Origin of the sequence: Clostridium sp. D33t1_170424_F3 (genome assembly GCF_015667585.1) — a bacterium.
Classification (GTDB): domain Bacteria; phylum Bacillota; class Clostridia; order Oscillospirales; family Acutalibacteraceae; genus Anaeromassilibacillus.
Genome location: NZ_JADPEG010000011.1, coordinates 25,902 through 40,440 on the forward strand (window position 1 = coordinate 25,902; position 14,539 = coordinate 40,440).

General features: G+C 55.3%; 9 protein-coding genes and 1 other RNA gene. 3 read left to right on the top strand and 7 right to left on the bottom strand.

What is annotated here, in order from left to right; all coding sequences use genetic code 11:
- Entirely contained in the window at positions 1-1,263 is a 1,263-nt protein-coding gene (purD, locus tag I4V53_RS08705) for a phosphoribosylamine--glycine ligase (protein ID WP_195985305.1), read from the top strand.
- Between the two features lie 119 nt (positions 1,264-1,382).
- On the opposite strand, the gene I4V53_RS08710 is transcribed toward purD, so the two are convergent.
- The 3 genes from I4V53_RS08710 to I4V53_RS08720 all read right to left on the bottom strand — a co-directional run bounded on the left by I4V53_RS08710 (position 1,383) and on the right by I4V53_RS08720 (position 4,944).
- On the bottom strand, positions 1,383-1,847 hold the full coding sequence (locus I4V53_RS08710) for a TspO/MBR family protein (protein WP_195985306.1): 465 nt from the start codon (positions 1,845-1,847) through the stop codon (positions 1,383-1,385).
- Between the two features lie 177 nt (positions 1,848-2,024).
- On the bottom strand, positions 2,025-3,245 hold the full coding sequence (locus I4V53_RS08715) for a helix-turn-helix domain-containing protein (RefSeq protein WP_195985307.1): 1,221 nt from the start codon (positions 3,243-3,245) through the stop codon (positions 2,025-2,027).
- Positions 3,223-4,944, bottom strand: a complete 1,722-nt coding sequence (locus tag I4V53_RS08720) for a sensor histidine kinase (protein ID WP_195985308.1) — start codon at positions 4,942-4,944, stop codon at positions 3,223-3,225. Before I4V53_RS08720 ends, I4V53_RS08715 begins: the two co-directional genes overlap by 23 nt.
- A gap of 264 nt (positions 4,945-5,208) precedes the next feature.
- Here I4V53_RS08720 and I4V53_RS08725 point away from each other — a divergent pair, with 264 nt between their 5' ends.
- A complete protein-coding gene (locus tag I4V53_RS08725) occupies positions 5,209-6,675 on the top strand; it encodes an ABC transporter substrate-binding protein (protein WP_195985309.1) in 1,467 nt (488 codons plus the stop codon).
- Positions 6,676-6,747: 72 nt separating this feature from the next.
- The gene (locus tag I4V53_RS08730; protein ID WP_195985310.1) at positions 6,748-11,940 is read left to right on the top strand and encodes a putative Ig domain-containing protein; all 5,193 of its coding nucleotides are present in this window, start codon (positions 6,748-6,750) and stop codon (positions 11,938-11,940) included.
- Positions 11,941-12,050: 110 nt separating this feature from the next.
- Here the strand turns inward: I4V53_RS08730 and I4V53_RS08735 are convergent, their stop codons facing one another.
- The 4 genes from I4V53_RS08735 to I4V53_RS08750 all read right to left on the bottom strand — a co-directional run bounded on the left by I4V53_RS08735 (position 12,051) and on the right by I4V53_RS08750 (position 14,499).
- On the bottom strand, positions 12,051-12,926 hold the full coding sequence (locus I4V53_RS08735; protein ID WP_195985311.1) for a DegV family protein: 876 nt from the start codon (positions 12,924-12,926) through the stop codon (positions 12,051-12,053).
- Between the two features lie 41 nt (positions 12,927-12,967).
- On the bottom strand, positions 12,968-13,843 hold the full coding sequence (locus tag I4V53_RS08740; protein WP_195985312.1) for a DegV family protein: 876 nt from the start codon (positions 13,841-13,843) through the stop codon (positions 12,968-12,970).
- A 163-nt stretch (positions 13,844-14,006) separates the two neighbouring features.
- Positions 14,007-14,196: non-coding RNA, 6S RNA (gene ssrS / locus I4V53_RS08745), on the bottom strand.
- A gap of 3 nt (positions 14,197-14,199) precedes the next feature.
- A complete protein-coding gene (locus I4V53_RS08750; protein ID WP_195985313.1) occupies positions 14,200-14,499 on the bottom strand; it encodes a DUF1292 domain-containing protein in 300 nt (99 codons plus the stop codon).
- Positions 14,500-14,539 lie beyond the last annotated feature (40 nt).

The following is a 14,539-nucleotide window of genomic DNA, read 5'->3' on the forward strand; positions in this document are numbered from 1 at the left end:
GTGAAAATACTGGTAATCGGCGGCGGCGGACGAGAGCACACCATCGTCCGCAAGCTGAAAGAAAGCCCCAAGGTTGAGAAGCTGTACTGTGCGCCGGGCAACGGCGGTATTGCAAAAGATGCGGAATGCGTCGCGATCTCCGCGATGGACCTGGACGGCGCGGTAGCTTTTGCAAAAGAAAATCAGATCGATCTGGTGTTTGTCGCGCCGGACGACCCGCTCGCGGCGGGCATGGTGGACCGGCTGGAGGCCGCGGGCATTCCCGCGTTTGGTCCGAACGCGCTTGCGGCGGAAATTGAGAGCAGCAAGGTGTTCTCCAAAGACCTGATGAAAAAGTACCATATTCCCACAGCGGGCTATGAGGTGTTCAGCAATCCGCAGGATGCGGTGGCGTATATGGAGAAAAACAACCGTTTCCCCATTGTCGTCAAGGCGGACGGCCTTGCGCTCGGCAAGGGCGTCATCATCGCAGCGGACTTGCAGGAGGCTAAGGACGCGGTTAAGAAGATCATGGAGGACAAGGCGTTCGGCGCGTCCGGCAATCAGGTGGTCATCGAGGAATTCCTCACCGGCCCGGAGGTTTCTGTTTTGGCGTTCACGGACGGCAAATGCGTCAAGCCGATGGTTTCCAGCAAGGACCACAAGCGTGCACTGGATGGCGACAAGGGCCTGAACACGGGCGGCATGGGGACCATCAGCCCCAATCCGTTCTACACCGATGAGCTGGCGCAGACCTGCATGGATACGATCTTCCTGCCGACGATCCGCGCTTTGCAGCAGGAAGGCCGCCCTTTCAAGGGCTGCCTCTATTTTGGCCTGATGCTGACGCCGAACGGCCCGAAGGTAATCGAGTACAACGCCCGCTTTGGAGACCCGGAGGCGCAGGTTGTTCTGCCGCGCCTCAAGACCGACCTGGTGGATATCCTGCTGGCGGTCCGTGAGGAACGTCTGGAAGAGCAGCCGATCGAATGGAACGACGGCGCGGCGGCCTGTGTGGTCATGGCGTCCGGCGGCTATCCCGGTTCCTATCCGAAGGGCCTGGAAATCACCGGCCTGGACGAAAACGGCCAGGTGGACGGCGCGACGGTCTATCACGCGGGAACCAAACTGGAGAACGGTAAATTCTATACCAGCGGCGGCCGCGTGCTGGGCGTCACCGCAACCGGCGCGACGCTGGAAGAAGCGCTGCAAAAGGCTTATGCGGCGGTGGAGAAGATCCACTTTGACGGTGCGCACTACCGCAGGGACATCGGCAAATACTGATAAAGATAGACAGGCCTGTATCACGTGTGCGGTTTACACAAGATACCGGCAGAATCAGAGAGCCCCCTCGCCGAAGGCGAGGGGGCTCTCTGATTCTGCCGATTTTTATGCGTTCGCGCTCAATTGAGCATGGCGACAAATAAAGTCAGATACCCGGCAAACGTCACCCAGAGCAAGTAAGGGACCTGCAGCCAGGCGGCGGGTTTGCTGATTTTGGAAAACAGAATCAGCATGGCCAGGATCAGGCCCCAGAGCAGGATCAGCCATCCAAAGGCGAACCAATACAGCTGCAGGTTAAAGAAGATGATTGACCAGAGGAAATTGACCGCCAATTGCACGGCGTAAACCCACAGAGCGGCTTTTTTGTTTTCGGAGTCCGAGACATAAATCAGATAGGATGAGATACCCATCAGCAAAAACAGAATCGTCCACACGACGCCGAATACCCAGCCGGGCGGGGAAAGCGGCGGTTTGGTCAATCCCTCGTACAGCTCCATGCTGTTCATTGTGGCGAGTGCGGATATACCGGCGACACCCATGCTGATTAACAGGCTGATAATCAGCGGTTTCCACTTGATTTTCATGTAGATCCCCCCGTTCTTTACCATATCATATGGAGAAAAGCCGCCCGCCATACCAACAGGAAAGAACATCCAGCATTTTACTGCATGTCATACGGAAAGAACCGGGACGCAGAAACCACCGGCGTGGCCTGCACGGAGTTGCACCCAAAAGGCAGACAATTTGCCGTTTGTATCGCGCTATGGCTGGCGTTGCAGCCGGTATTCGTTCGGTGTGCAGCCGGTTTCTGCTTTAAACAGTTTCGAAAAATACGAAAAGTTTGAATAGCCGACGCGGGAAGCAATCTCCCCAATGCTGTATTCCGTCTGCCGCAGCAGCCGTTTGGCTTCCTGTAACCGCGCGCTCACCAGATAATCGTTGATGGAAGTCCCCGTTTCTTTTTTGAACAGGCGTCCCAGATAGTCGGGGTTCAGGAAAACCTCGCCCGCAAGTCCCTCGCGCGTCAGCGGTTCGCCGAGGCGCTGTGAAATACTGCGCTTGACCCGATCGACCACGGAGTCGGACGGCAGGCTCTTTTCTTGCGGTTCCGTATGCGGGCGTCCTTCCTTGGCAAGCGTTTGTACGGCTGTGTACAGGGCGTGAACCGGACAGGGATCTGCCTGAGAATACCGCACCCCGGCGCGCAAGTGCATCCGGCAGACGGCGGCAAGCCGCCTGCATCGGGCCGTGATTTCCGCGGGGCTGCATACGGGCAAAAGCACCGCAAAGATGGATTCCTCCATGGAAACAATCGGAATCTGCGGAAAGCCCTCCAGAAGGATTTCGGCGGCAATATTTTTAAAGGCATAGGCAAACAGGTTCCGTTCTGCAATGGCGGAACCGGCGGCTTTCGCGTGCAGCAGCACGGGGATGTAGAGCGCGTCCGCATCGAATTCGGCGGCGCGCAGGCGGGCGTCCTTTTCGATGTATCGGTAATCGATTCCCTGATAAGCACCCGACAAAATATCGTACCAGAAGCGTTCCGCCACCAGGTTCTTATTGCTTTCCCAATACTGCCGGCCCTGCTGCCGCTCCCGTTCCTCCTGCTGCCGTGCAATCTGTGCGGCGGCTTTTTGCAATGCGCGGCCCAGCTCTGAGAAATCCACCGGCTTGAGCAGGTAATCGGAAACGCCGTTCCGGATGGCCTGCGTTGCATAGGAAAAATCTGCATGGCAGGTCAGAAGGATACAGACAATCTCCGGAAAAGTGGTTTGCAGCCAGGCCACCAGCTCCAGTCCGCTTTCTCCGGGCATCTCAATGTCGCAAAGCAGAATGTCAATACAGTTATCCTGCAAAATCTGCCTGGCCTGTTTGCTGCTGTTCGCAACAAAAACGCTGTCAACGCCCCAGGTTTCCCAGTCAAAAGCCTGCCGGAGCGCGTTTGCCGCGATAACTTCGTCATCCACCAAAAGAAGCTTCATGGCCGGGCCCTCCTTCCTTCCGGACAAGAGGCAGCCGCAGGTGGACGGCGGCCCCGCCGGATGATAGATTGTCGAAATGAAGAACGGCCTGCTGCCCGTAAATCAGTTTCAGCCGCTGCCTGATGTTGTAGATGCCGATATGTGTTTCCCGGTCCTCGTCGGGAAGCTCCGGGAGGTTCAATTCGGGCAGTAAACCTTCCGGATAGCCGGAGCCGTTGTCGGAAATCTTTATATCCAGCGCTTCTCCTTCTTCTTTCATAGAGATATGAATCTGTGTTTCTTTCTCATTGGAATACGCATGTTTTACAATGTTCTCCACAAAGGTGTGCAAAACCAGTGTGGGAATACAGGCGTCATACAGAGCGGGTTCCAATTCCACGAAGGGACGGAACTGGGCGTCAAACCGCAGCTCCTGAATGCGGAGGTAGTTTTGCACATGCACCAGCTCTTCCTGTATGGTCACCAGTGTGTCCGGGCTTTTAAACATATAGCGGAAATGCTTCATTAAACAGGTGGTCATTTCCAGAATCAGGCGGTAGTCTTTGACCAGAGCAAGGCTGTAAATGACGTTAAGGGAATTCAGGAAAAAGTGCGGTTTGATCTGTAGATTCAAATATTGCAATTGCGCCCGGTTCCGCTTGAGCTGCTCCTCGTACACGTCGATTTTCAGGGTGTGGATTTCCCGCGTCATCTCGTTGAACGCATCCGTCACGGCGGCCAGCTCAGTGGTTCGGGGCAAATCGGGAAGGTTTACATCAAAATTGCCGTTGCGCACCGCGTGCATGCCGTCCGTGACGCTGCGCAGCGGAACAAAAATATTTCGCCACAGCAAAACCATTAAAATGGGGATACCGGCTATGGAGACAACGGAGAGCAGAATCAACAGAATGTTGGACAGGTCCAGTCCTTCCAGCAGGGTTCGGTCCGGAATCAAAAACAGGAGATGGAAGGAACCGGTTGCGGAGGAGACATCCGCAATGAGATAGTCCGGCCGGGGGAAAAATTGCCCCCCGGTCTGTAATTCATCCGAAAGGATGATGTTCTTTTCCTTCAAAAGCGTCTGGTCAGTCATTGGCTGCCGGTCGGCAGTGGAAAGCAGGACCAGCCCGCCGGTGTTATCCGCCACTTTTTTCGTGGGGAGCGCCAGATTGTCCGCGCAGATCCAGGAACCGGCATAGACGCCATTCAGTTTTGTAATGCGCAGGAGGTAATACTGCCCGTCGATCTCCTGCGGAAACCAGCCCGCTTCCCATTGATCTGCAAAGGCGGAATCCGTCAGGTTTTTCAACAGGAATTTACGAATGGCATTCCGTTCCACTATGGTTTCGTTCTTCAGGCTGGCGGCGATATAATCCCGCGTGGTGTGGTAGTAGAAAAACAGTCCGTCCGTGTTTTGATACGCATGCAGATACTTGGAAAACGCGCTTTGCACGGAAGTCAGCGCATTCAGCCGCGCCAAACTGTCCCGCGGCGCGGATATTTTGGAATAGGTGGAGGTGTCCAGCAGAAAAGAGGAAAGAAAGGAAGAGGTGTTTTCCAAATCCCGGTCGATCGATTCCATCCGGAGCGCCAGCGTATTCCGGTTGGATTGAAACGCCTGATCACGCACGACGCGGATCGCGTGCAGGCTGCTGGCCAGTGCGATCAGGAGCACTGGCACCACGCACAGGAGAAAAATAGCGGTGATCTGACTGCGCATAGAGCGAAATATCCGTTTGCATCCTGTCACGTTCCGTCTCCCTCTTTCATCTAAATTTGCATTTGCATCTTGGCTTATTTTAGACTATTATGATAAAAAAGTCAAAAGCATAAGGGAATAAAGCTTTTTTCAATAAACTAAGTAATCCGAATACGAAAGTCGGAATAACAACAATCTAGGTCGGGATAGAGGCAGAAAACACAGGGGAAAAGCGGTATTATAAACCCACAGAAAGCTTTTCCTCCAGTTGGAAGGAGAGTTTTTATGAAGCGAATTTGTTTGGCGGCAATCCTCGCGTCGGTTCTGTTCCTGTCAGGATGCAGCGGAGCGGAACCGGAGCAGACGGCGGAACCGGAAGCGGAATTGCCAATTGTCCGCGTGCAGATTGCAGCGGTCGCGGAGCCGGAAGCGTACGCGCTGGTCAGCGCGGAGGCGGACCGGATCGGCGTGGAAAAGGCGGGCGTACATATTGAGCTGGTGGCAAATACGGACGCCGGCGGCAGCTTTTATTTGAGCAACAGCGAGCCGACGGATTTGATTTATTGCAGCTACGGCAGCTACAAGGAGTACGCGTCCAAGGGATACCTGGCGCCGCTGGACAGAGCGCTGGAAGACTGCGGACAGGGCATTGTGGAGGTGATGGGAAAACAAAAACTGGAGCTCGCCCGGCGGGATGGCGTACTGTATGGCGTTCCCAAGCCGATGGGCGATATTGAGTGCGACGGCATCATGTTTGCAAAAAAGTATCTGGATCAATATGCGATCGATGTTTCGCAGGTCAAACGATTTGAAGACCTGGAGGGCGTGTTTTCCATCATCCGGAAGCAGGAACCCGACCTGATCCCCTACGTGGCGAACGTTCCCACCTCTCCGGTGGACGCGCGGTGTGTCATCGGCGACGTGCTGGCAGGCGGGATGGCGATGGTGTACTATGACGACGATTCCCTGCAGGCGGTCAATTTGTATGAAACGCCGGAGTACGAAGCGCGGGCGCGATTGCTGCGCCGGTGGTACCAAAAGGGCTACCTGCAGCAGGACGTTGTGACCAATATGGAGACCGGCGTGGACCAGGTGGCGGCAGGCAACGCGTTCTGTACGCAGTTTGTCATCCGCCCGGACGAGGTCCACTATGCAAAGGCAATTTATGGCGATACCATGGAGTTTATTTCCTTTGGCGACCGGCCGCATCGGAACACCCTGAGCGACTGCATGTATCTCTGGTGCGTCAATGCGCGTTCGGCGCATCCGCAGGAAGCGGTCAAGGTGCTGAACCTGATGTATAGCGACAGCGACCTGACCAATCTGCTATGTTATGGATTGGAAGGGCGGCATTATGTGAAAACCGGCGACGGGCATTTTGATTATCCGCCCGGCGTCAACAAAGACAACGTAACCTATACCTATCTGGGCAAATGGCTTTTTAACGGTTCGCTGGCAAACCCGTGGACCGGAACCCCTTTGGATATTGCAGATCAAATGGAACGATTTAATCGTTCGGCAATCGTATCCCCTGCCTATGGATTCCAGTTTGACGAGGATCAGCTGCGCGGCGTAGATCTGGACGAACTGGAAGCCGCGGCGGCCCCGTACAGGCGCGGCCTGGGCTTTGGCGTGTTGGACGTCGACCAGGCACTGCCGGCGCTTTTGGAGAAGTGCAAAGCTGCCGGTGCGGACAAGCTGGTTGCGGAGACGCAGCGCCAGCTGGATCAATGGAAGGCAAGCCGGCGGTAAGACTGGAACGGGAAACGGTTGTGGAACAAAGAGACACGCTGAACAACTGGAAAAGAAAAAGGAGAGACGAAAATGAGGCATCTTTGGAAAAGAACCGTATCCCTGATGCTGGCGTGCATGCTGGCGGCAGGCGGCGCCGTAGCAAACGCGACGACCGGCCCGGTCGGCACGACGGACATGAGCGTTGCCAATACGAAGCTGGCCAAACAGATGGAGCTGGAAAGCATCGTTCTGGCGCAAAATGAAAACAGCGTTTTCCCGCTGCGTACAGACAAGCCCGTGGCGGTATTCGGCAACGGGCAGATCAAACCGTCCACCGGCGGCAGCGGCTCCGGCGCGGCGAACGGCGCGTACACAACAAACTTCCTGGACGGTATGGACAAGCTGGGCATGGAGGCGTATCCGGAACTGCGCGCATATTACGAAGCGCATGTGAGCCAGTCCGGCAATGTGACCCACGGCTGGGATACCGCGAAGGAAGCGCCGGACGAATGGGGAACCCCGGTCTATTCCGGCACAGGCTTCAGCATGACGGCGGGCGTGGCGACGCCGGAAGTCAAGCTGGATGACGGCGAAGTAAAGGACGACGGCCTGGTGGCCCGCGCGGCGGAAGCCTGCGATACAGCGGTCGTGTTTCTGACCCGGACCACCGGTTCCGAGGAGATGGACCGCATCCAGCAGCCGGGCGACTGGTATTTGAACCATTCTGAGAAAGTCCTGCTGGAGCAGGTCAGCGATAAATTTGACAAAGTGGCGGTCATCATGAGCGTCAACGGCTCCATGGATATGTCCTGGGTCAGGGAGTACGGCGTGGACGGCGTGATGATCTCCTATGCGGGCGGTTCCCAGAACGGCTACGCGCTGGCGGAGCTTGCGTTCGGTTACGCCAATCCCAGCGGAAAGCTGGCGGACACCATTACGGAAACTTATGAAGAACATCCTACTGTGGACAGCTTCGGCTATACCTCCTATGCGGACGCCGGGCTCGATTTTGCAAAGAATCAATCCGCGTTTGGCCCACAGGACCCGGTTTCCCTGTATACCACGGGAATCTTTGAGGGGCACCGTTATTTTGATACCTTTGGGAAAGACGTCCTGTATCCCTTCGGCAGCGGCTTGTCCTATTCCGAATTTGCGTTTGAGGACATGCGCGTTTCCGTAGAGGAAGGGGCGAAGGAACTGACCGTCGAAGTCACCGTTGCGAATGTGACAGAGGACCCGGAGGCCGTCCCCGGCAAGGAGGTCGCGGAAGTATATGTCAGCGCGCCGGAAGGCAATCTGGAGCAGCCCTATCAAAAGCTGATTGATTATGAGAAAACAGAGCTGCTGGAGAGCGGTGAATCGCAGGAAATCACTTTCAACATCCCGCTTGCCGATTTCGCTTCCTACGACGAGGAACAGGCGGCTTACGTTTTGGAGCCGGGCGACTATTATATCCGCGTGGGCGGTTCCTCCCGCGACACACATGTGGCGGGCTGCTTCCGGGTGGAAGAGGAACTGCTGGTGGAACAGCTCTCCAACGAACTGGTGATGTCTGAGGACGCCGCAGCGCTGTTTGAAGAAAAAGCCCTGACCACCAAAAATGCCAAGCCCATCACCTATGAGGGTGAGGAAGAGGAACTGGCCGCAGCGCGGGGAGCTGCCGTAACCGTGGACGCTTCCAATATCGACGCAAAGACGCAGGCCCCGCAGCTGGAAGAAACCGTTGTGGAGGAGCTGCCGGAGGATGCGCCGGTCTATAAATACAGCGCCGTAGTGGACGGCACGGTCAGCCTGCCGGAATTTGTCTCCCAGATGACGCAGGACGAACTGGTCATGTTCTGCTCCGGTGGTGCGACAGCAGGAATCGAGACGTATTACGCCGATGATTCCGGTATCCGCATCGACAATGTCGGGACAAAAGCGAATATTGGAACCAGCGGCGCGGGGCAGTCCCGTACGGTTGAGCGTTTGGCCATTCCATCCGTGATCTATGCGGACGGTTCCGCAGGCATTTCCTACAATGCGTCCGAATCCCTTGGATTGGATAAGAATGTCGGCTGGCCCCGTGCGGCGGCAGTGGCCTGCATCTGGAATAAAGACCTGCTGAAAGAATTCGGAGAGGCTGTCGGCGAAGAAATGATCGCCATCAATGTGGACATCTGGCTTGCGCCCAGCATCAATTTGCACCGCAACCCGCTCAACGGGCGCAACAACGAATACTATTCCGAGGACCCGATTCTGAGCGGCATCACCGCTGCCACCGTGGCGACGGGCGTCAACGAAAGCGGCGTCACAGTCTGCCTGAAGCACTACGCCGGCAACGACCAGGAGTGGTACCGCCGCGGCCTGCAAAATGAAACGACTTTGGAAAAAGGCACCAGCCTTGATGCGATGAATGTTATCAGCACCGAGCGCGCCCTGCGTGAAGTGACGCTCAAACCGTTTGAAATGGCGGTGAAAACCGGCGCGGTGACCAACGTCATGTCCGCCTTTAATAAGATTAATGGGCAGTATTGCGCCGCCAGCGAAGAGCTGCTGATCGACATCCTCCGCGGCGAATGGGGCTTTGACGGATTCGTCGTCACCGACTGGGGCGATCTGGACACGATCGCGGACCCGGATCTGGAAATGGCGGGCGGCAATGACGTCATCATGTCCGGCAAACACGTCATGTACCGCATTCCGGACAAGATTGTGGAAGGACTTGGCGAAAAGGGGACCGTCACCATTGAGGACCTGCAGCGCAACGCCTACCATTTCCTGCGTGCCATCGAGCAGAGCGCGCTTTCCACCATGGAGGATAAGCACCAGTATGCGGAGACACTGGAAATCCGCACGACGGAGCTTCCGCTTGCAAAGGTCAACCGCGAATACGCGGAGAGAAAAGTCAATCCGCTGATCGCAGCCGGCGGCGAGGGAACCTCCTATTCCTTCTCCGTAGCGCAGGACAGCAAGGATCAGCTCCCCGAGGGCTTGGCGCTGCTGCCCAACGGCCGGATCACCGGCAAAGCGGCGGAAGGCCAGCAGGGCGTCTATGCTATTACCTTCCAGGTAACAGACAACGAGGGCGCCGTCGCCGTGAAGAAATTACAGCTGACAGTGGAAGGCGAGCTGGAAATCGCGCCGGAAGCGCTGCCGATCTCCCGTCAGAACCAGGAGTACCGTGTGGAGCTGGAAGCGAAGGATGCGGACGGCAACCCGGTGGAAGGCGCAACCTATCGCACGGAAGACCCGCTGCCCAACGGCATCACACTTTCTGAGGACGGCGTGCTCAGCGGCAGTTCTCAGGAGGCGGAGCCGAAGCAGTTTGATATCGATGTGCAGGTAACCGCTCCGGACGGCAAAAATGGAACCGCACATTATACCCTGCATACCATTGTGAAGTCGGTAGAGGTCAGCCTGGAAGAGCTGAGCCATGCAGAACTGAACGCAAACTACACCTGCGATCTGCAGGCGGAGGGCGGACTGGCTCCGTACACCTGGAAAGTAAAAGACCTCCCGTCCGGATTTGCTCTGTCCGGCAGCAGCATCAAGAGCGGCAACCTGATGTTCGGCCTGTTCTTTATCCCCGGCGTTGTGCCGGAATCTGCGGAAGGCAGATATGAAATCACCCTGATTGTCACCGACGCTCTGGGTGAGAGCAGCACCAGAGTGGTTCCGCTCGTCGTCGGAGATCCGTCCGACAGCCAGGAGCTGCAGATTGTCACCGGCAGCCTGGAAATGGGCAATGCGAACGAAACCTATCCCACCGTGCAGTTGAAAGCCGCAAACGCGCAGGGCGATGTGAAATTCTCCGTCGATGCGTCCAGCGACCCGCTGCCCAACGGCTTGGAACTGTCCGAGGACGGAAAGCTGGAAGGCACGCTGGCCTCCGATTCCTCCGGCGTTTATCAGATTGTCATACGGGCGGAAGACGGCGTGGCGTCTGTGACAAAAACCTTCCAGCTGTTTGTCAAGGGCCGCCTTGACTCCGACCCGATGCCCTTCAGCGTATTCACAGCAGAAGAGGGCAAGGCGTTCTCTCAGGAAATCAAGGCGTTGAACGGGCCGTTCAGTACGGACTATACCTACAAGCTTGCGGCGAACAGCGACGCGCTGCCGGAGGGCCTCAGCCTGACGGAAAAGAACTTTATCGGAACCATCGGCGGTACGCCGGCGATGGGAACAGCGGGCACATACAACCTTTATGTAGAACTGGATACGCAGACCTTTGCAGGCAACCCGGTCACCAGCATTGTACCGTATACGCTTGTCGTTAAAGAAAATATAGACGCTCCGGAAGCGGATAAAACTTTGCTGAACAAGGTCATTGGCTATGCAGAAGAACAGATGGATTCTGAAGCGTATGACAAGGTTCATGCGGATGTCAAAGAGGGATTTGAAAAAGCGCTGGCAGAGGCGAAACAGGTAAGGGACAATGCGGATGCGACCAGAGAAGAGGTGCTGGAGGGCTGGACCAATCTGGTTAAATGGATCCATGCCCTGGGCATCGAGGCGGGCGACAAATCCCTGCTGGCAGAGGCCATTGCAGAGGCAGAGCACTATAATCTGGAACAATATGTAGAAACCGGCAAAGAAGCGTTTATTGCGGCTTTGCAGGAAGCGCAGGACGTCTATGCGGATGAGTATGTAACCCGGCAGGAGATTGAAGCGGCGACGGAGAAGCTGATGGATTCGATTCTGGAGCTGCGGTTGAAAGCCAATAAAACAAATCTGGAAGAACTGCTGAAATCCGCAAAACAAATCGATCTGTCCAAATATACGGCAAAGACTGCGGCAGCCGTTCGCCAGGCGATCGCAGCGGCGGAAGCCGCAATGGCGGACAATGCCCTGAGCGAAGACGATCAGGCATATGTGGATCAGCTTGCGGAGAATCTGGAAACCACCGTCAAAGAGCTGGAAAAGAAGACCAGCAGTTCCGGAAAGGCCTCTTCCAGTTCGGTACCGGCCGGAAATGCATACGGCGCAGATGGTACGGCACTTGTCACAGGCGGCGCGGCGGCGCAGAGCGCATACGTCCGTTCCGACACGACGCTTCCGTTTGCGGTCCGCAGAGGACAGGCGTACTGCTTTAAGATGACGGTTGTCAATGGAACCGCCGGTACCGTGCCGGCCTTTACCGTGGGCAATGGAACCGTATTTAAGACGCAGTTTGTAGCACAGATCGGAAACGATTGCTATTTCAGGGTCTGGGCAATCGGCGCACCGGGCCAAAGCACCGGCGTGTACACGCAGCTGCCGGGTCAGAATCCGGTCAAGCACTGCACAGTCACCATCAACTGATTTTGTTTGTTAAAAGAGTACAGTTTAAAGAGGGGGATGCCTTTTCAGGCATCCCCCTCTTTGGTATAAAAAAGAGAGCCTCTGCTCGGAGGCTCTCTTCAATGGTTCTGTCAATTGCGGCCTTTGCCGATATAAAAGATTGCAATCGCGCCCGGGCCGGTGTGTGCGCCGATGATCGGGCCGATATTGTTGGTATAGATATGCCTGGTCTTGTATCGGCTTTTGATCTCTTTTTTCAGATAGGACGCGTCGTCTGGACAATCGCCGTGAATGATAAAAACCACCTGGTCTCCGTTGTCACGAAAGGTCTTTTCCATGTGGCCCAACAGCGTGTTCAGGGACGGCCTGCGCCCGCGAACCTTTTCCATTGGGACCAGCTTGCCCTCTTCCGTGATGCGCAGAATCGGTTTAATGCCCAGCATCGTGCCAACCAGTGCCGCCGCGCCGGAAAGCCGTCCGCCGCGCTTGAGGAAATTCAGGTCGTCCACCGTAAACCAGCCGGACACCAGAAAACGTTCGCTTTGCAGCCACTGGCTGAGCTGGTCGATGTCCATGCCCTCATTCTTTTTCTGCACAGCATAATAGACCAGCAATCCGGTTCCAAATGTGGCGGTCAGGGAATCGCAGACATGAATTTTACGTTCCGGGTATTTTTGCGACAGCTCCTCGGCAACCAGAACAGAATTGTGAAACGTTCCGGAAAGCGCGGAGGAAAAGCCGATATACAGAACATCCTGTCCATTTTGCAGGTATGATTCAAAAACTTCCGTGAAAATAGCCTGGTTGATCTGGTTGGTAGTGGCCATTTCTCCCTTGCGCAGGCGATCAAAAAAGGCCTTTGCAGTGAGTTCCCGCTCGTCGGAATAATGCGTATAGCTTGTATCACCCATCTGAAAGCCCATGGGGATGACGTCGACTCCCAGCTCTTCCACCAGCTTTGGCGTCAGATCCGCACAGGCATCCGTGATGATTTGATAGTCGTTCATAAAGATCGTTTCCTTTCCTTTGGGCGGCAGCGAAAAGCTGCTCAGTCTTTACTCTTTCCAAGGAAAAACAAAGCGATGGTACCGGGCCCGGAATGCGAACCAATGACCGGCCCAATATAGTTGATATAGATATTCTTTACATGAAAGCGCGATTTTACTTGTTCCGCAACATATTCCGCATCTTCCAACGCGTTTCCATGGCTGATGAAAACAGTCTGTTCTTCCGGACGTTCCACCGTTTTTGCCATGTGGTCCACAAGTGCGTTCAGAGATTGCCGCCGGCCGCGGATTTTTTCCACCGGAATCAAATGGCCCTCGTCGTCCACATGCAGCACGGGCTTGATGCCCAGCATTGTGCCGAACATGGCCGCCGCGCCGGAGACGCGTCCGCCACGCTTGAGAAAGTTCAGATCATCCACTGTGAACCAGTGTGCCAGCCGGTTGCGGTTGTCCATGACCCATTGATACAGTTCATCAATGGAAAGCCCGGCATTTTTTCGCTGCACCGCGTTGTATACCAGCAGGCCTTCTCCCATGGACGCCGCGAGAGAATCCGCAACCAGGATTTTGCGGTCCGGATATTTTTCCGCAAGCTCCTGCGCCACCAGGCGGGAGCAGTTATATGTTCCGGAAAGCCCGGAAGAGAACCCAATATATAGGATGTCCAAGCCCTTTTGCAGGTATGGCTCAAATGTCTCTGTAAAAGTCAGGGAATTGATCTGGTTGGTAGTGGCGACCTCTCCGGCGGACAGGCGTTCGTATACCTCTTTGGTAGGCAGCTCGCGCTCGTCGGGGTACTGCAGATAGGTAGTTCCGCCCAGCGTGTACTCCATAGGGATTACATGCACGTTCAGCTCCTCCACCAGCGCGGGGGTAAGGTCCGTATTGGAATCGGTAATGATTTGATAGCCGCTCATAAATTCAGCTCCTTTTATCCGTAGCAACAACTTCCGTCCCGGGTCATATGTCCATAAATGGATTATCCAATATTATATCCGATCCCCAAACATCTGTCAAAGACTGGAAAGCTGTATAAATAAAACAAAAGGCTCCTGTCAAAAACAGGAGCCTGATTTTTAAATGAGTCCCGCCTGGCCGTAATGTGCGAAATAACCTGCCTACGAAAGACAGGTGGGTGCCCGCCCAACGGTTTTCCACTCCCTTCTTCCAGCACAAGGCCGGGAGGTCTGCGGTCCGCCGCCGGAGCTAAGCTCCCGATTTAAAAGTGTAGGGTTATTTATACACAAGTCCACGCACCAGGCAGGGGGAACATTTAACCTTCGGATTCTTCCTCGTAGAGTTCTTCAAAGTGCTTTTCAAAAATTTCCGCAAGGCGGTCCAGCAGTTCTTCGTCTTCCACTTCCGCAAGCTGCTGTTCGCCGTCTTCTTCGATCGCCTCGAAGATGTAATAGGTGCCTTCGGATTCCAGCTCATCCTGCGGATCGTCAAAGGTAGGAAGCAACGCGTAGAAACAGCCTTCATCATTATCAATTACATCGAGGATTTCAAACTCATGTTCTTCACCCTCGTCATCGATCAATGTAATCAGATCAGCGCCGAATTCTTCGTTCATGGGGGTCATCTCCTTTACAGATTGATCTTTGTTATTTATT

Bases quoted from the DNA above. Each gene is read 5' to 3' on its own strand.
- I4V53_RS08750 (WP_195985313.1), bottom strand. From the start codon at position 14,499: ATGAACGAAGAATTCGGCGCTGATCTGATTACATTGATCGATGACGAG.
- I4V53_RS08735 (WP_195985311.1), bottom strand. From the start codon at position 12,926: ATGAACGACTATCAAATCATCACGGATGCCTGTGCGGATCTGACGCCA.
- I4V53_RS08715 (WP_195985307.1), bottom strand. From the start codon at position 3,245: ATGAAGCTTCTTTTGGTGGATGACGAAGTTATCGCGGCAAACGCGCTC.
- I4V53_RS08730 (WP_195985310.1), top strand. From the start codon at position 6,748: ATGAGGCATCTTTGGAAAAGAACCGTATCCCTGATGCTGGCGTGCATG.
- I4V53_RS08720 (WP_195985308.1), bottom strand. From the start codon at position 4,944: ATGCGCAGTCAGATCACCGCTATTTTTCTCCTGTGCGTGGTGCCAGTG.
- I4V53_RS08725 (WP_195985309.1), top strand. From the start codon at position 5,209: ATGAAGCGAATTTGTTTGGCGGCAATCCTCGCGTCGGTTCTGTTCCTG.
- I4V53_RS08710 (WP_195985306.1), bottom strand. From the start codon at position 1,847: ATGAAAATCAAGTGGAAACCGCTGATTATCAGCCTGTTAATCAGCATG.
- I4V53_RS08740 (WP_195985312.1), bottom strand. From the start codon at position 13,843: ATGAGCGGCTATCAAATCATTACCGATTCCAATACGGACCTTACCCCC.